Annotated in this window: 18 protein-coding genes (1 of these 18 cut by a window edge); 8 read left to right on the forward strand and 10 right to left on the reverse strand. The window is 37.2% G+C overall.

Annotated elements, in window-relative coordinates; translation table 11 throughout:
- Window positions 1–50: 50 nt before the first annotated feature.
- From NAG76_06760 to rpmH, 10 genes are all read right to left on the reverse strand, one after another.
- On the reverse strand, window positions 51–890 hold the full coding sequence (locus tag NAG76_06760; protein URN95938.1) for a ParB/RepB/Spo0J family partition protein: 840 nt from the start codon (window positions 888–890) through the stop codon (window positions 51–53).
- Window positions 871–1,644: an AAA family ATPase gene (locus NAG76_06765; GenBank protein ID URN95939.1), complete on the reverse strand. Its 774-nt coding sequence runs from the start codon at window positions 1,642–1,644 to the stop codon at window positions 871–873. The genes NAG76_06760 and NAG76_06765 overlap by 20 nt, the downstream gene beginning before the upstream one ends.
- A gap of 87 nt (window positions 1,645–1,731) precedes the next feature.
- The gene (gene noc, locus NAG76_06770; GenBank protein URN95940.1) at window positions 1,732–2,556 is read right to left on the reverse strand and encodes a nucleoid occlusion protein; all 825 of its coding nucleotides are present in this window, start codon (window positions 2,554–2,556) and stop codon (window positions 1,732–1,734) included.
- A 478-nt stretch (window positions 2,557–3,034) separates the two neighbouring features.
- Window positions 3,035–3,757 (reverse strand): 16S rRNA (guanine(527)-N(7))-methyltransferase RsmG, encoded by a 723-nt coding sequence (gene rsmG / locus NAG76_06775; GenBank protein ID URN95941.1) that lies wholly within the window; start codon window positions 3,755–3,757, stop codon window positions 3,035–3,037.
- Entirely contained in the window at window positions 3,757–5,646 is a 1,890-nt protein-coding gene (gene mnmG / locus NAG76_06780; protein ID URN95942.1) for a tRNA uridine-5-carboxymethylaminomethyl(34) synthesis enzyme MnmG, read from the reverse strand. The genes rsmG and mnmG overlap by 1 nt, the downstream gene beginning before the upstream one ends.
- 13 nt (window positions 5,647–5,659) lie before the next feature.
- Window positions 5,660–7,039: a tRNA uridine-5-carboxymethylaminomethyl(34) synthesis GTPase MnmE gene (mnmE, locus tag NAG76_06785; GenBank protein URN96783.1), complete on the reverse strand. Its 1,380-nt coding sequence runs from the start codon at window positions 7,037–7,039 to the stop codon at window positions 5,660–5,662.
- 95 nt (window positions 7,040–7,134) lie between these two features.
- On the reverse strand, window positions 7,135–7,755 hold the full coding sequence (locus tag NAG76_06790) for a protein jag (protein URN95943.1): 621 nt from the start codon (window positions 7,753–7,755) through the stop codon (window positions 7,135–7,137).
- Window positions 7,752–8,534, reverse strand: a complete 783-nt coding sequence (locus NAG76_06795; protein ID URN95944.1) for a YidC/Oxa1 family membrane protein insertase — start codon at window positions 8,532–8,534, stop codon at window positions 7,752–7,754. Before NAG76_06795 ends, NAG76_06790 begins: the two co-directional genes overlap by 4 nt.
- 134 nt (window positions 8,535–8,668) lie before the next feature.
- Window positions 8,669–9,055 carry a ribonuclease P protein component gene (gene rnpA / locus NAG76_06800; protein ID URN96784.1) on the reverse strand — a complete coding sequence of 129 codons (387 nt, stop codon included), beginning with the start codon at window positions 9,053–9,055 and terminating at the stop codon, window positions 8,669–8,671.
- Window positions 9,056–9,161: 106 nt separating this feature from the next.
- Window positions 9,162–9,296 (reverse strand): 50S ribosomal protein L34, encoded by a 135-nt coding sequence (gene rpmH, locus NAG76_06805; protein ID URN95945.1) that lies wholly within the window; start codon window positions 9,294–9,296, stop codon window positions 9,162–9,164.
- 591 nt (window positions 9,297–9,887) lie between these two features.
- On the opposite strand from rpmH, the gene dnaA reads away from it, so the two are divergent.
- The 8 genes from dnaA to NAG76_06845 all read left to right on the forward strand — a co-directional run.
- Window positions 9,888–11,234, forward strand: a complete 1,347-nt coding sequence (gene dnaA, locus NAG76_06810) for a chromosomal replication initiator protein DnaA (protein ID URN95946.1) — start codon at window positions 9,888–9,890, stop codon at window positions 11,232–11,234.
- 166 nt (window positions 11,235–11,400) lie between these two features.
- A complete protein-coding gene (gene dnaN / locus NAG76_06815; GenBank protein URN95947.1) occupies window positions 11,401–12,543 on the forward strand; it encodes a DNA polymerase III subunit beta in 1,143 nt (380 codons plus the stop codon).
- 231 nt (window positions 12,544–12,774) lie between these two features.
- Complete coding sequence (gene yaaA, locus NAG76_06820) at window positions 12,775–12,993, forward strand: S4 domain-containing protein YaaA (protein URN96785.1); 219 nt, start codon at window positions 12,775–12,777, stop codon at window positions 12,991–12,993.
- Window positions 12,994–13,020: 27 nt separating this feature from the next.
- Window positions 13,021–14,133 (forward strand): DNA replication/repair protein RecF, encoded by a 1,113-nt coding sequence (gene recF / locus NAG76_06825; GenBank protein ID URN95948.1) that lies wholly within the window; start codon window positions 13,021–13,023, stop codon window positions 14,131–14,133.
- Between the two features lie 18 nt (window positions 14,134–14,151).
- Window positions 14,152–14,400 (forward strand): DUF370 domain-containing protein, encoded by a 249-nt coding sequence (locus NAG76_06830; GenBank protein ID URN95949.1) that lies wholly within the window; start codon window positions 14,152–14,154, stop codon window positions 14,398–14,400.
- A 56-nt stretch (window positions 14,401–14,456) separates the two neighbouring features.
- The gene (gene gyrB, locus NAG76_06835; protein ID URN95950.1) at window positions 14,457–16,367 is read left to right on the forward strand and encodes a DNA topoisomerase (ATP-hydrolyzing) subunit B; all 1,911 of its coding nucleotides are present in this window, start codon (window positions 14,457–14,459) and stop codon (window positions 16,365–16,367) included.
- 251 nt (window positions 16,368–16,618) lie between these two features.
- Window positions 16,619–19,171: a DNA gyrase subunit A gene (gyrA, locus tag NAG76_06840; GenBank protein URN95951.1), complete on the forward strand. Its 2,553-nt coding sequence runs from the start codon at window positions 16,619–16,621 to the stop codon at window positions 19,169–19,171.
- Window positions 19,172–19,203: 32 nt separating this feature from the next.
- Window positions 19,204–19,831: the 5' portion of an HD-GYP domain-containing protein gene (locus NAG76_06845; protein URN95952.1), read on the forward strand. The gene runs 446 nt beyond the window's last position; 628 of the gene's 1,074 nt are visible here — the first part of the coding sequence; its start codon is at window positions 19,204–19,206; its stop codon lies beyond the right edge, outside the window.

The following is a 19,831-nucleotide window of genomic DNA, read 5'->3' on the forward strand; positions in this document are numbered from 1 at the left end:
AAAGATTACAACTTTGATATGCCATATTATTTAACCATTTTAAGTTCTAATTATTGGAGTTGCAACAATTCTAAAATACGTTCCAAATCTTGCTTGCTATAGTATTCAAGCTCAATTTTCCCTCTATTTTTAGACTGCTTAATTTTAACACCTGTTTGATACTTTTCGCGCAATTGTGATTCTATACTAACGATAAACGGATCCTTCTTTTTAATCTTTTCTTTCTTAGTTGGAACCGTCTTTTTCTCATTCATTCTAGTAATAGCATCTTCTAATTCACGAACACTCCAATTACTCTCCACCACTTGTTCAGCTAAGTCCAATTGGATTTTTTGATCTTTCACACCAACAATTGCTCTTGCATGTCCCATTGACAATGTTCCACGTGAAACATATTCCTTAATACTTTCTGGAAGAGCTAACAATCTCACAAAATTCGCAATATGCGAACGAGATTTACCTACCTTTAACGATAACTCTTCTTGGGTCAAACTGAACTTATCCATTAACGCTTCATATGCTAGAGCAGTTTCAATAGCATTCAAATCTTCGCGCTGTAAATTTTCAATTAAAGCAATTTCCATTACTTTAGCATCGTCCATATCACGAACTACTGCGGGGATTTTATCATTTCCGCATAACTGTGAAGCACGAAAACGTCTTTCGCCTGCGACAATTTCAAATCCACGTAATACACGGCGAACAATAATCGGTTGTATAACCCCTTGCTCTCTAATTGACTCAGCAAGTTCTTTAATCGTATCATCATCGAATGTTTTTCGAGGTTGGTATGGATTCGGCCTTATATCAGTAAGATTAAGACGTAGTACTTCTTCACTTTCAACTGGTTGAAATAATGCATCCAACCCTTTACCTAGTGACTTTTTCATAAGATATCACTTCCTTAGCCAGTTCAAGATACACTTCAGCACCTTTAGACTTGGGATCATATGATATAATCGCTTGTCCATGTGATGGAGCTTCACTTAAACGTACATTTCTTGGAATAATAGTCTGATAGACCTTTTGTTGGAAATACTTTTTCACTTCTTCAATAACTTGCAATCCAAGATTTGTTCTAGCATCTAGCATCGTTAATAATACACCTTCAATTTGCAATGATGTATTCAAATGTTTTTGGACGAGACGAACCGTATTTAATAATTGACTCAACCCTTCAAGCGCATAATACTCACACTGAATAGGGATAAGTACAGAATCAGCAGCAGTTAGAGAATTAATAGTTAGAATACCTAATGAAGGCGGACAATCGATCATTACATAATCATATTGATCTTTAACTACAGTAATCGCCTTCTTCAATCGTTGCTCTCTTGATATCGTAGGGACAAGTTCAATCTCCGCACCAGCAAGTTGAATCGTAGCAGGCATAATATCAAGACCAGGAACTGCCGTGGCGATGATCACTTCTTTTGGGTTCACTTCGTTAATTAGCACATCATATATACAATTAGCAACGTCGCCTTTATTAATACCTAGACCACTTGTTGTATTCCCTTGTGGATCGATATCAATAAGCAATACTTTCTTGCCTAGCGACGCAAGACAAGCTGATAAATTAACCGAAGTCGTCGTTTTACCAACTCCACCTTTTTGATTCGCTATCGCAATAACTTTAGACATTATCCTCACCTCATGTGTGAAACTATTGAAGAAATGGCATTGCCACCTACAGTTAAAGGTGGTGGCATTCCTTTTGTATTTTTCAATCTATTTGGAATTCTTCGGAATTTTAATGACGATTTCATAATGATCTTCATGGTCTTGTTCTTTAGTTTTAATTTCAAGCCCCGACCCTGATACCATCTCTATTGATTGGCGGATCGTGTTCAAAGCAAGTCTTACATCTTTCGTAAACGAAATCCGTTTTGCCTTCTTCGGCTTCGTCAATTCTTTAAGAAATGCAATGCGCATCTCTGTCTGTTTAACATTTAAGTCATTTTTAATAATATCTTGAAGAACTTTCAATTGCATTTCTTCACTATCAAGGGATAGCAATGCTCTAGCATGTCGCTCAGTAATTTGGCGCTCCATTAGCGATTGTTTCACTACTTCAGGTAAGCCTAACAATCTAAGCTTATTAGCAATTGTGGACTGACTTTTACCTAATCTTTGTGCCAAACTTTCCTGTGTTAAAGTGTGCAATTCAATTAATCGTTGATATGCTACAGCTTCTTCAATTGCAGTTAAGTTTTCTCGTTGTAAATTTTCAATTAGAGCAATAGAAGCAGTTTGAGAATCATTAAATTCTCGGACAATTGCAGGAATCGTATCATGCCCTAGCTTAGTTACCGCTCTCCATCTACGTTCTCCAGCGATAATTTCGTATTTATCATTTCTGACACGTACAACAATCGGTTGAATGACACCATGAGTCCGAATGGTTTGACATAACTCATCAATCCGCTCATCATCAAAAATAGTCCTAGGTTGAAAAGGACTACTTACAATGTCGGTAATAGGAATTAATTTTACTTCTTCATGGTTAGACTTCTGCTCGTTGAACCCAAACAATTTCGAAATTTGATCTTTCATATTGACTATAACCACCCAATCATGTGATGAAAACCACTATAGTGATCTTACGCTTCTATAGATGGTACTAATAGGTCAATAACCTGCACATATCAAGATTTATACACAACGATGTAGTGCATCTTAATGTAAGAGTTTGCCCGAAAAACCTTGATCACAAAGTTTCACAAGTAATATATTCCACATTGAACAATGTATCTAGCTGGAACAATCGGAACTTACAGAGAGTGCGAATCTATGAGCGGTTCCTTTATCTTATCCCCACACAATTGCATCATTGTTGAAAACCTATTTTTCGAACATGTACCAAATATAATCATTATTGAATAATTCGACTGTCTTTCACTAGAATCCTGCTATTTCTACAAATTCTCTATTAAATAAAAAAATAGCAACTAACTATTGAGCTGTTAGTTGCTATTATACACTGTAACGGATAACGGTGAATAGGTTATAAATGTTTCACGTGAAACATTTATTAAAGTAATGGCTCTTTCAATGGTGTACCCGCTTTACGTGGATACTTCTTTGGAGTTGGTTGAGTCTTCTCTATACACACGATATGACGCTCTGAGCGTTCATTAGGGAGTTGCAAAGCATATTCTTGAACAAACTTACCTTTAAGCTCTTTTAGACTGAATTTCGCCTCTTGAAGTTCCTCCGAAAGGCTTGCACCCTTCATACTAGCAAACACACCACCTGGTGCGACGAATGGTAAGCAGAATTCATTTAGTACAGCTAACCTGGCAACCGCTCTCGCTGTAACTAACTCATAGGTATCACGATACTGCGGCAAGCGAGCTACATCCTCAGCTCGACCATGTACACACTCAACATCTTGAAGTCCTAATTGGTCTACTAGATGTTTCAAGAAACCTATTCTTTTATTCAAAGAATCTACGATTAGTACTTGCAAATGCGGAAATACAATTTTCAAGGGAATACTTGGAAACCCTGCCCCTGAACCGATATCGGCAATATTCTTTTTACTCTTCATGTCTACATAAAAAGCTAGAGAGATAGAATCATAGAAATGTTTCTCATATACAGCATCACGTTCAGTAATGCCTGTTAAATTCATTTTCTCGTTCCACTCTACTAACAATTCATAATATCGTTCTAATTGAATAAGTTGTTGCTCATTCAATTCAATCTGATGTGATTTCAACTGCTCTGTAAACCATTGTATCGTCTGATCCATTATGATCCTTTCGCTGCTGTCACTCGGTTATAATGTTCCAAGTAGATCAGCATCACTGAAATATCAGCTGGTGTTACGCCGCCAATTCGTGTAGCCTGCCCGATCGACAGTGGACGAATTAGTTCCAGCTTTTGTTTCGATTCATTAGAAAGACCTTTAATATCACTATAATCTATCGTATCTGGAATAAGTTTTCGCTCCATCTTCGTCATACGCTCAACTTGGTGAAGTTGCTTATCAATATAACCAGCATATTTAATTTGAATTTCAACTTGTTCTTTCATTTCATCAGTCAACTCATAAGGTGAAGGTGATACTTTTTCAAGGTGTCTATACGTCACTTCCGGACGACGAAGTAGTAGAATAATACTACCACCTTGAATTAACTCCGCAGAACCCGCTTCTTCCAATATATCCTTCACATCACTTGGTTTAATTCGAGTTTCTGTTAAGCGAGCAATTTCAAGCTCAACTAGCTCTTTTTTACGCAAGAAGCTTTCGTAACGTTCTTCTGTTATTAGACCAATTTCATAGCCAAGTGGAGTTAATCTTAGATCCGCATTGTCATGTCTTAACAATAGACGATACTCTGCACGAGATGTAAGAAGACGGTAAGGGTCATTCGTCCCTTTCGTTACAAGATCATCGATCATAACACCGATATATCCTTGTGAGCGATCTATAATAACTGGTTCTTTGCCTTGTACTTTACGTGCAGCGTTAATACCAGCAATAACACCTTGCCCCGCAGCTTCCTCATAACCAGAAGTACCGTTAATTTGACCCGCAGTAAACAAACCATCAATTTGCTTCGTTTCTAATGAAGGCCATAATTGTGTTGGCACAACTGAATCATACTCAATCGCATAACCATTACGCATCATTTGCGCATTTTCAAGTCCAGGAACAGAATGAAGCATTTCTAATTGTACATCTTCAGGCATACTTGTAGAGAATCCTTGAACATAATACTCAAGTGTATTACGTCCTTCTGGTTCAAGGAATATTTGATGTTTCGGCTTATCAGCAAAACGTACAATTTTATCCTCAATCGATGGACAATAACGCGGACCAGTACCTTCAATTGCACCAGAAAACATTGGTGCACGATGCAAATTATCGTTAATAATTTGATGTGTTTCTGGTGCAGTATAAGTTAACCAACAAGGAATTTGCTCAATATTCGATTCCTTTGTTTCATATGAGAAGAATTTCGGATTATCATCCCCAGGCTGAATCTCCGTTTTGGAGAAGTCGATTGTCTCACCATTTACACGCGGAGGTGTCCCTGTTTTGAAACGAACAAGATCAAGACCATTCTCCTTCAAAGCTGTCGCTAACTTTAATGAAGGCTGTTGATTATTAGGTCCACTTTCATACATCAACTCACCCATAATAATTTTCCCACGTAAATACGTACCCGTTGTAATAACAACAGCCTTTGCACGATAATGTGCACCTGTTTGTGATACAACACCAACACATTTGCCATCTTCAATAATTAAGTCATCTACCATACCTTGACGCAATGTCAGATTTGGCGTTGTCTCAATCGTTTTCTTCATCTCATGTTGATACTCAAATTTATCAGCTTGTGCACGCAATGCATGCACCGCCGGACCTTTACCTGTGTTTAACATACGCATTTGTATAAACGTCTTATCGATGTTGCGACCCATTTCGCCACCAAGAGCATCGATTTCACGAACGACATGCCCTTTAGCTGGTCCTCCTATTGAAGGATTGCATGGCATAAATGCTACCATATCTAAATTAATCGTTAAAAGTAATGTATCGCAACCCATACGCGCTGAAGCTAATGCAGATTCACAACCTGCGTGACCAGCACCAACAACGATAACATCATATTCTTTCGCTTGATAACCCACTATTCCAACCTCCTTACTTACCTAAACAGAATTGAGAGAAAATTTGATCGATTAAGGAATCTCCAGCTTCATCACCTAAAATTTCACCTAAAGCTTCCCAAGCCAATCTTGCATCTATTTGAATAACGTCAATCGGTATACCTATATATGTTGCTTCAATCGCATCTAACATCGATTGTTTTGATTTCTTCAACAAGGAAATATGTCGCACATTGCTTACATAAGTAAGATCATTGGCTTCGAGCTTGCCTTCAAAGAACATCCCACTTATTGCAGCCTCAAGCTGATCTAATCCCTCTTGCTTTATCATAGACATTTTAACAAGAGAACCGCTATTAAGGAAAGGCATAACTTCATCCAATTGTAATTGTTGTTCCAAATCGGTCTTATTAACAATAACGATAACGGAGCGACCCTCTAATGAAGACAGTAATTCTTTGTCCTCCTCCTGTAAGGGTTCATTACCATTTAACATAAATAATATAAGGTCCGCTTCAATGATGGCATCACGCGAACGCTCTACCCCAATCTTCTCGACAACATCATTCGTTTCACGAATACCTGCTGTATCTAATAAGCGTAACGGAATTCCATTAAGTGTAACATATTGTTCAATAACATCGCGCGTCGTACCCGGAATATCCGTTACAATTGCTCGATTTTCTTGGGTCAATGTATTCATCAGTGAAGATTTTCCAACATTGGGTCTACCGACAATTGCTGTTAAAATACCTTCACGCAATATTTTACCTTCACTAGCCGTCTTTAACAATTTATCTATATCAGTGATTGTCTTTTCACATTGTTCCCGTATATAGCTACTTGTCATCGCTTCTACGTCATGCTCTGGATAATCAATGTTAACTTCAATATGCGCTAACAACTCTATAACATTTTGACGCAAATCTTTAATTTTGTTCGAAAGCACGCCATCAGCTTGCTTACGTGCTACGGCAAATGCACGATCTGACTTCGAACGAATAAGATCAATAACAGCTTCGGCCTGCATCAAATCGATACGACCATTAAGAAAAGCTCGCTTAGTAAATTCACCTGGCTCAGCAATTCGAATATCATCTTGTTGTAGTAATAAATCCATCACTCGAGCTACCGCAATAACACCACCATGAGCATTAATCTCGACAACATCTTCAGCTGTGAAAGATCGAGGTCCTCTCATTAAAGAGATTAATACTTCCTCTTCCCTCTCACCTGTTAAGGGATCTACAATATGCCCATAATGAATCGTATGTGATTGTGCATCAGTTAATGGTAACTTTGATGAAAATATATGATTTACGCCTGTAATTGCTTTCGGTCCACTGACACGGATAATAGCGATTCCACCTTCTCCGACTGCCGTAGCAATTGCTGCGATTGTATCTTGTTCAATCATTAGTTGCACCTCTCATAAACGGAAAACAGCAATGACCTCTTGGAGTCATTGCTGCACCTCTATTCTATCTTACCTTTATAGCTACTATCCGATCATTTCAAAGTAATGACAATTCGACGATTTGGCTCGTCGCCTTTGCTGAAAGTTCTCACTTTCGCATGACTTTGAAGATGTGAATGAATAATTTTTCGTTCATGAGGTACCATCGGTTCGAGTACAATTTCTTTTCTCGTACGAATAACTGTACCTGCAAGACGATCAGAAAGACTTTCTAGCCTCTTGCGACGACCTTCTCGAAAATTCTGTGCATCCAAAACGATTCTAATGTGATTATCTGAATAACGATTCGCTACAATAGTGACTAGATATTGCAATGCGTCCAACGTTTGTCCACGTTTTCCGATTATCATACCTATGTCTCCATCACAAGCAATAGAAAGTTGTACTCCATCTTTCGATTGTTGCCAAGTCAATTGAACATCAAGTCCCATTGCTTTTGCAACATCACGAATAAAGACTTCCGCTTCTTCTTTAGAATCTGGAATTAATTCAAGCTCGACTTTAGCTTCCTTTGAACCAATCAATCCTAAAAAGCCTCTTGAAGGTTGTTCAACTATAACAACCTTCACACGATCTTCTGTAACTTGCAATTGCGCTAAACCGTTTTTCACCGCATCATCTATCGTCTTACCAGATGCAAGAATTTTTTTCATTTCGCAAGAACCCCCTTCTTATCTTTTCCCTTACGGGCTGGAAGTACATATAGGAAGTAATTTTGAACAATTGTATAACAGTTACTGAATACCCAATATAGTGGTAGTGCCATTGGGAATGATAATGACATCACAAAAATCATTACTGGGAATACAGCTAGCAAAATAGACATACCTGGCATTTGCTGTTGCTGTGTTTTTTGCATCATCTTCGTTTGAACAAATGTTGTAATTGCAGCTAGTAGCGGCAAGAAGTACCATACACTTGGTTCATTTAAAGACATACCAAATAATTCAGTCGTACGAAGATTTGCATTCCAATAAATTGAATTATACAACGCAATAAAGATTGGCATCTGTACGATTAGCGGCAAACATCCCGCTAATGGGTTAACACCATTAACTTGGTACAATTTCATCATTTCCTCTTGTTGCTTTTGAGGATTATCTTTGTACTTCGTTTTTAATTCCGCTAATTGTGGCTGTAAGGCCTGCATTGCTTTTGAGCTACGATATTGCTTTAATGTTAATGGTAAAATTATTGTACGTACAATAATAGTAAGTAACAAAATTGCAAGCACATAACTACCGCCAAACCATTTTGCGAAAGCATCCAAGGTTAAAGCGAAGTAATAAACTACATTCTTCTCCCAAAAATTACCCTCCAACAAATGCTCGGTAGTCTTCGTATTATCAACCTCAGGCATACAACCTGATAGTAAGCTTATTGAAAGCAATAAACCTACAACTAAAATCCATTTACGATTGTTACGAAACAAGATGAAATCTCCTCTCTGAGAGCTAGTACACTTACCTCAAATTAGACTATACCATAATTTATTCCACAAATAAATACGAGTTAACTACAATAGAAATGCAATATTGGCAAGTTTATGTCCAAATGAAGAAAGCTTTAACTTTTCTTTGAAATCGTAGTGCGTTTTGGGGAATGAGGCTTGCTATTTTTAAGCAAACCACCTTTGCGTAGCACATGGTGGATAGACCGATCAAGTTCAGCATATGACATGCTCACCGCCGGCTTTCTTACTATTAAAATAAAATCAACATTTTGAGCAATTTCTTGCTCCATGTGACGAACAATTTCCTTAATAACCCGTCTCATACGATTGCGCACTACAGCATTACCTATTTTCTTACTTGCAGATATTCCTAGACGGAAAGGTTCTGCGATTGGTTGCCGTGACCAATATACAACAAATTGACCATTAGCAAATGACTTTCCTCCACGATATACGCGACCGAAATCCTCACGATTACGTAGACGCAACTTTCTGCGCACCATCCATCGCCACCGTTTCTATATATTCCATAACATCATTTCCAATTTTTCCATCATTCAGTATACAAAAGCATAAAAAAAAGACCACCCAGTGTGGTCTTTTGAATTATGCGCTTAGCACTTTTCTTCCTCTTTGACGACGAGCTGCCAAAACTTTACGACCATTTTTACTGCTCATACGTTTACGGAAACCATGTACTTTAGCACGTTTGCTTACATTCGGTTTAAATGTAGGACCCATTATGCTGCACCTCCTATGAGATTCTTATTCAAACGCACTGATCTCCTAGAAGATGTACGTTCAATAGTTCATCAAAAAATACGCTTTTACTATTAAACCATGCCACGACATAAAAGTCAATCCAATGACAATAGGTAAACACTGCATATCCTCAATCTTTTCTGAATAGGTTTCAGCACTATTGTGGATAACTAAATAAAGCAGTCTCTAACCTCTTTTTAACAAGTTGTGGATATTAATTTTTTGATTTTGCGATTTGTGTCGAACTTTACACATGATATAAACAATATCTTGTGTTGTAGATAACTTCTATGCACAACCTATTGACATTGTGGATAAATTCCTTAAATTCGTTGAAATACTAGGCATCTTTTGCTATGATAGATATGTTTTCGTTGTGGATTGTTTAAAAGATAATCAATGTTATTAACAGTCTGTGGATAAAATTGTGTACAACATATTCTGAGTCTAATAACCCCTATTGTAGAAAATCTGCATATTGTGGACAACTTTCTCTTTTATATTGTCAATTTCGACATAAACCCAATCTATTCCTAAATTCGTATTTTTATTGATAAGGAGTGACAAGCTGTGGATAGCCATACTCAAGATTTATGGCAACAAGTATTGTCTATCATCCAAACGAAGCTTAGTAAACCGAGTTATGATACTTGGTTTAAAGCAACTAAAGCTAAATTTATTGATGATTCATTACTAGAAATTATTGCGCCAACTACATTTGCTGCAGAATGGTTAGAAAACAAATATACAAATTTAATAAAAAGTACGCTTTATGACTATTTAGGACAAAATATTAATATAAAATATTCGATTGGTGAGCCTAAATCAGCAGAACAATCTGTTGTATTTCCTTCTAAACAGCCTTCAAGAGTCGTATTGGCTGAAGAAACACCTTCTAATATGTTAAATCCGAAATATACGTTCGATACATTCGTTATCGGTACGAATAATCGTTTTGCTCATGCTGCCTCACTAGCTGTTGCAGAAGCTCCAGCAAAAGCCTATAACCCATTATTTTTATATGGTGGTGTAGGACTAGGCAAGACACATTTAATGCATGCGATCGGCCATTATATTATGGAACATAACCCAAATACGCGTGTACTCTATATTTCCTCTGAAAAATTCACCAATGAATTCATTAATGCCATTCGTGACAGTCAAGGTGAAAGTTTCCGTACAAAATATCGGAATATCGACGTTTTATTAATCGATGATATTCAATTTATTGCTGGTAAAGAACAAACTCAAGAAGAGTTTTTCCATACTTTCAATGCATTGCACGAAGAACGTAAACAAATTATTATTTCCAGCGACCGTCCGCCAAAAGAAATTCCAACATTGGAAGAGCGCCTCAGATCGCGCTTTGAATGGGGACTTATTACCGATATTCAACCACCGGATCTGGAAACAAGAATCGCGATTCTTCGTAAAAAAGCACGCGCTGAAAATCTAGATATCCCGAATGAAGCAATGAACTACATTGCGAATCAGATTGATACGAACATTCGTGAGCTAGAAGGTGCACTTATTCGCGTTGTTGCTTATTCATCGTTAATTAATGCTGATATTACATCTCATCTTGCAGCCGAGGCATTGAAAGATATAATTCCTTCCTCTCGTCCACGCATGATTACTATGAATGATATACAAGCAAAAGTTGGCGAATTTTACGGCCTGCGGATGGAAGATTTCAAAGCACGTAAAAGAACAAAGGCCGTTGCCTTTCCTAGACAAATTGCGATGTACTTATCTCGTGAGCTAACAGATTATTCTTTGCCGAAGATTGGAGAGGCTTTCGGAGGTAGAGATCATACGACAGTTATTCATGCACATGAGAAAATTTCACAGCTCATTCAAGTTGATCAAGAGTTATATAAAATCATTCAAAATCTTACTGACAAAATCAAAAATTAACTGTGAACAACTGAACAAGCCTATGCACAAGCTATGCACATGTGGATAGGCTTGTTTTATCAGCGTTATTTGGGGTTATCCACATATTCAGTGCCCCTACTGCTACTACTACTAATATTTTAAATAAATATCATCTATAAAAGATGTCGAAACGAGGGATTCACAAATGAAATTAACAATTGCCAAAAATGAATTAAACCAAGCCATTCAAAACGTAGCAAAAGCAGTTGCAGCAAGACCAACAATACCTATTTTAGGTGGTATAAAAATAGACGTAACACACCAAGCTGTGACACTAACTGCAAGTGATACAGATATTTCTATTCAAAGTTACATCCCAGTAGAACAAAATGGACAAATTATTGCTGAAATTGAAAAACCGGGTAGTGTTGTATTACCTGCTAAGTTCGTTGTAGAAATTGTAAAGAAATTACCTTCTGAGCAAGTATCAATTGAAGTGTCACAACAGTATCAAACTTTAATCAGATCAGGTTCAACGGAAATTCAAATGGTTGGTCTTGATCCAGAAGACTTCCCTGTTCTACCTAGTATTGAACAAAACTACACATTGCAAGTTCCTGGAGATCTAATCAAATCAATGATTCGACAAACGGTACTAGCTGCTTCAACAAGTGAACAAACGCCTATTCTTACGGGTGTTTTATGGAGTTTATTCCAAGGAGAATTGAAGTTTATAGCTACGGATCGTCACCGCCTTGCTAGTCGTAAAACAACGGTTAATGCTGGTGATGAATATAAATTTAATAATATCGTTATTGCTGCTAAAACATTAAATGAGCTTTCTAGACTTATTCCTGATAACAATACTAATATTGATGTTGTTGTTGCTGATAACCAAGTATTATTCAAATTAGACCATATTATGTTCTATACTCGTATTTTGGATGGAATATATCCAGATACATCAAAAATAATTCCATCTGTGTTTGAAACAGAAATTGTACTTAATACTAAAAATCTAATGGATGCAATGGATCGTGCATATCTAATGTCACGTGAAGAAAAAACTAACATTGTACGCCTAACAACGATTGATAATGGTATGATAGAGGTTTCTTCAAGTTCCACTGAATTAGGACGCGTTATCGAGCAGATCGAAGCAATTGATTATAAAGGTGAAGCATTGCGTATCGCATTTAACTCAAAATATATGCTAGATGTATTAAAAGTTATTGATAGTGAGAAAATTGTAATTGGATTTACAGGTGCAATGCGCCCTATTATTATTCGTCCAGTAGATCACGACTATAGCATTTACGTTATTTTGCCTTACCGCACAACAGGCTAAAAAATATTGATCTAGAAAACTCAGAAAAGCTGGCTAATGCTTATGATGTAAGTTTTCGTTGCATAGGAGAGTAATAGTTAGCATGAAAAATTCGTATATGCTTGCGATGTACTTTTCTGTTTACAGAAGTTAATCTAAGAAGCTCAGAAAAGTTTTAGGATTATGCTTTCGAAGTATTTTTCTGTACAACGAAGTTAATCTAGAAAGAACAGAAAAATTGTAGGAGGAACCATAATGACAGAAATACAGATATCCACAGAATATATTGCCTTAGGACCTTTTTTGAAGTTATCTGACTGCATATCCACAGGTGGACAAGCTAAATTTTTCTTGCTAGAGACAAAAGTGTTGATAAATGGTGAAGTTGATCAACGTAGAGGACGTAAAATTTACGTTGGGGATAAAGTTGAGGTTGAAGGTCACGGTAAATTTGTTATAGTTGGTTCATAATGATAAGGTAGACCAGGAGGTTGTAAGGTGCTACTAAATAGTATTAAATTACAAAATTATCGTAATTATGAATCTTTAGATTTGGATACACCGCATATGGTAAATGTGTTTCTCGGACCAAACGCACAAGGAAAGACTAATTTGCTAGAAGCAATTTTCGTACTAGCATTGTCTAAGTCACATCGTACAACGAAGGACAAAGAACTTATCGGCTGGAATGAAGAGTCTGCTTACATTGCAGGACAAGTTGATAAGAAATATGGATCAGTTAAACTTGAATTGAGTTACAGTCAAAAAGGCAAAAAAGCTAAGTTGAATGGACTTGAACAACGGAAACTGAGCGATTACGTTGGCGCTTTAAATGTTGTGATGTTTGCACCCGAGGATCTTGAAATAGTTAAAGGGACGCCAGGGGTACGGAGACGATTTCTTGATATGGAGATCGGTCAGGTACAACCTGGCTATCTGCATTGGTTGCAGCAATATCATAAAGTATTACAACAACGTAATAATGTACTAAAGAATGGTGATGCACGCTCTGATCTAGCCATGTTAGAAGTATGGAACATGCAACTAGCACAATTAGGTGTTAAAATTATGATTAAGAGGCAACACTTTATTAATAAGCTACAAATTTATGCTAAACAAATTCATGCAGAAATTACGAATCATAAAGAGCAACTTCAGTTAGAATATCGTCCTTCATTCGATTGTGATGCTTCCGGAGATGAAGCTATGTTATTTGATCAATTTATGGTAAAGTTAACACAGGTCAAAGAACAGGAATTTCGGAGAGGTGTTACACTAGTAGGACCTCATCGCGATGATATCGGATTTTTTATTAACGACAAGGAAGCTCAAATATTCGGTTCTCAAGGACAGCAGCGGACAACTGCATTATCTATAAAGCTTGCAGAGTTAGAACTCATTCATGAGGAGATCGGTGAATATCCGATCTTACTTTTGGATGACGTGTTGTCTGAACTCGATCGTAACAGGCAGACACAACTAATAGAAACCTTTCAAAGCAAAGTACAAACCTTTATAACAACTACTGGTTTAGAGAGTGTTGATATGGAGAAGTTGCACGATGCGGGTATTTATTATGTCAAAGAAGGCAAAGTGAGTTTATCTCCGTGAATGAGGTGAATACCATCCATGTATATTCATGTAGGTGGAGAAAAAATTGTGAGAACATCTGAAATCGTAGCTATTTTTGATATTACGATTGAAAGTTCATCTAAGCTATCCAAGCAATTTGTGGTAGGAGCTCGCAATCGTAAAGAAGTCGAAGATATTGGTGAGGAAGAAGCGAAAAGCATCGTTGTCACATCGAATAAAGTTATTTATTCTCCTATTTCATCTTCTACTTTGAAGAAAAGAGCTCATCATTTTGCAGCGTTATAGTATTTAAAATAATAGAATTAAGATGCATTAGCAGTTGAGAGGAGTAGTGAACGTACATGTCTTTGGAACAAAATTCGTATGACGAAAGCCAGATACAAGTATTAGAGGGGCTAGAAGCAGTTCGTAAGCGTCCTGGTATGTATATTGGTTCTACAAGCGGAAAGGGTTTACATCATCTTGTGTGGGAGGTTGTTGATAACAGTATCGACGAAGCGCTAGCAGGTTTCTGTTCGCAAATTGAAGTTATCATCCACACAGATAATAGTATTACCGTAATTGATAATGGTCGTGGTATTCCAGTTGGTTTGAATACTAAACTTCAAAAATCTACGCTTGAAGTCGTTATGACGGTACTTCATGCGGGTGGTAAATTTGGCGGAGAAGGCTACAAAGTTTCTGGTGGTCTGCATGGTGTTGGTATTTCCGTTGTAAATGCGCTATCTGAGCATGTGAAAGTTCAAATAAAGCGTGACGGCCATATCCATCAACAAGAATATAAACGTGGTGCCCCGCAATACGATATTAAAATTGTTGGTGACTCTGATGAGACAGGTACAATGACTACATTTAGACCTGACCCTGAAATATTTACAGAAACTACTGTGTTTGAATATGAAATATTGCAAACTCGTATTCGTGAGTTAGCATTTTTGAATAAAGGAATTCGTTTAATACTTACAGATGAACGTGATGGTCAATCTGAAGAGTTCTACTATGAGGGCGGTATTATTGAGTTTGTTAAATACTTAAGTCGTCATCGCGAAGTTATTCATGAAGAACCAATCTATGTCGAAGGTAACCGTGATAATATTCAAGTGGAAGTTTCATTGCAATATAATGCAAGCTACTCTGAATATATCTATTCTTTCGCTAATAATATTCATACGCATGAAGGTGGTACTCATGAATCTGGCTTTAAGTCAGCTTTAACGAGAATCATTAACGATTACGCACGTAAATCCAATATGTTGAAAGAGAATGATAGTAACTTCTCTGGAGATGATGTTCGTGAAGGGTTAACAGCGATTATATCTGTGAAGATTCCTGAACCTCAATTTGAAGGCCAAACAAAAACTAAACTAGGTAATAGTGAAGTTCGTGGTATTGTTGAATCACTATTCTCTGAGAAGCTTCAAGAGTTTTTGAATGAGAATCCAAGCGTATCGAAAAAAATTATTGAAAAAGGTTTACAAGCAGCACGAGCTAGAGAAGCAGCTCGTAAAGCGAGAGAATTAACTAGACGTAAGAGCGTGTTAGAAGTTGGTTCTTTACCTGGTAAACTAGCCGACTGTTCCTCCAAAGATGCATCAATTAGTGAATTGTACATCGTAGAGGGTGACTCTGCGGGCGGTTCTGCCAAACAAGGACGCGATCGTCATTTCCAAGCAATTTTGCCATTGCGTGGTAAAATTTTGAACGTTGAAAAAGCGCGTCTTGATCGTATTCTTGGTAATGCTGAGATCAGAGCGATGATTACAGCACTTGGTACTGGTATTGGTGATGACTTCGATATTGAGAAAGCTAGATATCATAAAGTAATCATTATGACCGATGCTGATGTCGATGGTGCACATATTCGTACATTGCTGCTTACATTCTTCTATCGTTATTTGCGACAAGTTGTAGAAGCAGGATTCATCTATATTGCACAACCGCCTTTGTTCAAGATTGAACGTGGTAAAGTTGTTCGTTATGCATTAACCGAGCAAGAAAGAGAAACGATCTTAGCAGAATTCGGTGAAGGTGCAAAAATTAACATTCAACGTTACAAAGGTCTTGGAGAAATGGATGCTACGCAATTATGGGAAACAACAATGGATCCAGATAGTCGATCAATGCTTCAAGTTACCATTGAGGACGCGATGGAAGCAGACGCGATTTTCGATACACTTATGGGCGATAATGTTGAGCCTCGTAGAGACTTTATCGAACAAAATGCTAAATATGTAAACAATCTAGATTTCTAACATTAAAAGATGCTATTCAAGTTATAGATTTAATCTGAATAGCATCTTTTTTGTGTGGTACAACAGATTTTCTTCAAGACAGTCAACACAATAAATGGTATAATAAAGTTTGGTATTTTAATTAAAACTATTGTTATACAGTCTAAATAATAGTAGAAAAAATCGTCATTCAATTTCAATCTTCTCGTTTGCTATGTTTGAATGTTGGAGATTATATTAATAAGATTTATATGACGTCAAGGAGGTAAAGCATGGCTGAGGAACAAAATTTGTCAATTGTGAATCGTGATATAGGTACGGAGATGCGGGATTCATTTTTAGATTATGCAATGAGCATTATCGTAAGTCGCGCATTGCCTGATGTAAGAGATGGACTTAAGCCTGTTCATCGTCGTATTTTATATGCGATGTCGGATTTAGGTATGTCACCCGATAAACCTTACAAAAAATCAGCAAGAATCGTTGGGGAAGTAATTGGTAAGTATCACCCTCATGGTGATTCAGCTGTATATGAATCAATGGTTCGTATGGCACAGGACTTCTCCATGCGTTATATGCTCGTTGATGGACATGGTAACTTTGGATCAGTCGATGGAGATATGGCGGCAGCAATGCGTTATACCGAAGCTAGACTATCGAAAGTAGCAATGGAGCTATTACGCGATATTAACAAGGAAACCATTGATTTCATAGATAACTATGATGGTGAAGAAAGAGAACCTGTCGTACTTCCTGCAAGATTCCCTAACCTGCTTGTAAACGGGGTAACAGGTATTGCTGTAGGTATGGCAACAAATATACCTCCTCATAACCTTGTAGAAGTTATTAATGGAGCTCAAGCGCTTATTCGCAATCCTGAATTAACGCCGCTTGAATTAATGGAATATATTAAAGGACCGGACTTCCCGACATCAGGATTTGTTATGGGACGTGCTGGTATTAGACAAGCTTATCTAACAGGTCGTGGTTCTGTTACGATGCGAGCTCGTGCTGAAATAGAAGAGAACAATGGTAAGTCTCGTATTATTGTTCATGAAATACCTTATCAAGTGAACAAAGCTCGTCTAATTGAAAAAATTGCTGAACTTGTTCGTGAAAAGAAAATTGAAGGTATTACAGATCTACGAGATGAATCAGACCGTAATGGTATGAGAATCGTTATTGAGCTTCGTCGTGATGTAAATCCGAGTGTAGCCCTTAATAACTTGTACAAGCATACTCAGTTACAATCTAACTTTGGTATTAATATGCTTGCTCTAGTAAACGGTGAGCCTAAAACTTTGAATCTTCATGATATGCTTTATCATTACTTACAGCATCAAATCGAAGTTATTCGTCGTCGTACACAATTTGAATTGAAAAAGGCTGAAGCTAGAGCTCATATTTTAGAAGGTTTACGCATAGCTTTAGATAATTTAGATGAAGTTATCAAATTAATTCGAGCTTCTCAAACGGCCGATGAAGCACGTGAAGGATTAATCTCTAGATTCTCCTTAACGATTGAACAAGCACAAGCCATTTTGGATATGCGCTTGCAACGTCTAACAGGACTAGAACGAGACAAAATTGAAGCAGAATATGAAGAGCTTCAACGTAAAATTGCTGAGTTTAAAGCGATTTTAGCTGATGAGCAACTTGTTCTAGATATTATTCATGAAGAACTAGAAGATATTAAAACTCGTTTCGGTGATGAAAGACGTACTGAGATTACAGCTAGCGACGAGGAAATATTGGATGAAGATCTAATTCCTAGAGAAGATGTGCTAATTTCTATTACGCATTCTGGCTATATCAAACGTTTACCTGTAACTACATACCGTAGTCAGAAGCGTGGTGGTCGTGGCGTTGTCGGAATGGATACGAAAGAAAATGATTTCGTAGAGCATTTATTCGTAACAAACTCTCATCACTACTTACTGTTCTTCACGAACAAAGGTAAAGTTTACAAGATGAAAGCTTATGAGATCCCAGATCTTAGTCGTACAGCAAGAGGAACGCCGATTATCAACCTTATTCAAATTGAACAAGGCGAAACGATTAATGCTGTTATTCCAGTAGTTGAATTCAATGATGAGCAATATCTATTCTTTGCAACGAAACTTGGTGTTGTTAAGAAAACACCTCTGAGCGATTATGTTAACATTCGTAAAGTTGGGTTAATTGCGATTTCTCTACGTGAAGACGATGATTTAGTTGGAGTTAAGCTTACAGATGGTAATCAGAACGTTATGTTAGGAACTAGTTATGGTATGTCCATACGCTTCCATGAAAAAGATGTTCGTTCTATGGGTCGTTCAGCAACAGGTGTTAAAGGTATTCAATTAGTTAATGAAGATAGAGTTATTGATATGGATATTATTGTTCCAGATCGTGAAATTCTTGTCGTTACTTCTAATGGATATGGTAAACGTACACCTGAAAGCGAATATCGCCCGCAAAATCGTGGTGGTATTGGTATTAAAACAATCAATCAAACGGATGAACGTGGTTTAGTCGTTGCATTGAAAGTAGTTGACGATGCAGAGGATCTAATGATCATTACAGCTTCGGGTACACTTATTCGCACAAGCATGGATGGTATCAAATCTATGAAGCGGGATACAATGGGTGTTAAACTTATAAATACACGTGATGAGGATACAGTAGCAACAGTAACTCGTGTAGATAAGGCAGAAGATGAAGAGTTTGATGAAAACGAGGAAATTGGCTTGACTGATGGAGTTAGTATAATTAACGAAGGTTCTGAATCAGCTGCGGAAGTTGTAGAAGAAGTGTCTGACGAATCTACAGATACCGAATCATAATACAGATATATGACTAGAAAGGAAGAGGACCCATGGTATCTATCAAAATTAATCAGCTTAAGATGGGTGATAAATTGATTGAAGATGTCCTCACTCCACTAGGAAGTACTTTATTTGCTAAGGATAGAGTAATCTCAGAACGGGATTTGGACATTCTAACAGCTTTTATGGTTACTCGAGTTCAAATTGCGACGAGTATGACTGAAGAACTAATTAAGAAAGAAGAAGTTGCTGAAGCCAAAGCTGGAGCTAAAGTTATAGCTCCAGTAAGTCCATTCATTAAAGAATACGACAAGATGGTAGATATGCTTCGCAATGTTCCACATCTTATATTAGCTAATCAGCCAATTCCGTTAATGGATATTCGACAACAATTAGAAAAAATCTTTAATCATATTAGTGAGTACAACCTTATTACTTTCGCACCAGCATATCTTAATAATATTGATTATGTGATGCACAAAAGTGTATTAACATCATTGACCTCATATTTATTAGCTCAGTGGGTAGGCTTTCCGCAAAAGGATTGGATGCAAATTGCATTAGCGGGCCTTTTAATGGATATTGGTAATGCTCGAATTGATAGTAGCATTCTATCAAAACCAGGTCAGCTAACCGACTCTGAAAAGGATGAGATGAAGAAACATACTATAATAGGGT

The organism is Candidatus Pristimantibacillus lignocellulolyticus (assembly GCA_023639215.1).
GTDB lineage: Bacteria > Bacillota > Bacilli > Paenibacillales > Paenibacillaceae > Pristimantibacillus > Pristimantibacillus lignocellulolyticus.

Coding starts and splice junctions, on each gene's coding strand:
- rsmG (URN95941.1), bottom strand. CDS start 3,757: ATGGATCAGACGATACAATGGTTTACAGAGCAGTTGAAATCACATCAG.
- dnaN (URN95947.1), top strand. CDS start 11,401: ATGAAATTAACAATTGCCAAAAATGAATTAAACCAAGCCATTCAAAAC.
- gyrB (URN95950.1), top strand. CDS start 14,457: ATGTCTTTGGAACAAAATTCGTATGACGAAAGCCAGATACAAGTATTA.
- NAG76_06760 (URN95938.1), bottom strand. CDS start 890: ATGAAAAAGTCACTAGGTAAAGGGTTGGATGCATTATTTCAACCAGTT.
- NAG76_06790 (URN95943.1), bottom strand. CDS start 7,755: ATGAAAAAAATTCTTGCATCTGGTAAGACGATAGATGATGCGGTGAAA.
- gyrA (URN95951.1), top strand. CDS start 16,619: ATGGCTGAGGAACAAAATTTGTCAATTGTGAATCGTGATATAGGTACG.
- NAG76_06830 (URN95949.1), top strand. CDS start 14,152: ATGTATATTCATGTAGGTGGAGAAAAAATTGTGAGAACATCTGAAATC.
- NAG76_06765 (URN95939.1), bottom strand. CDS start 1,644: ATGTCTAAAGTTATTGCGATAGCGAATCAAAAAGGTGGAGTTGGTAAA.
- noc (URN95940.1), bottom strand. CDS start 2,556: ATGAAAGATCAAATTTCGAAATTGTTTGGGTTCAACGAGCAGAAGTCT.
- rpmH (URN95945.1), bottom strand. CDS start 9,296: ATGGGTCCTACATTTAAACCGAATGTAAGCAAACGTGCTAAAGTACAT.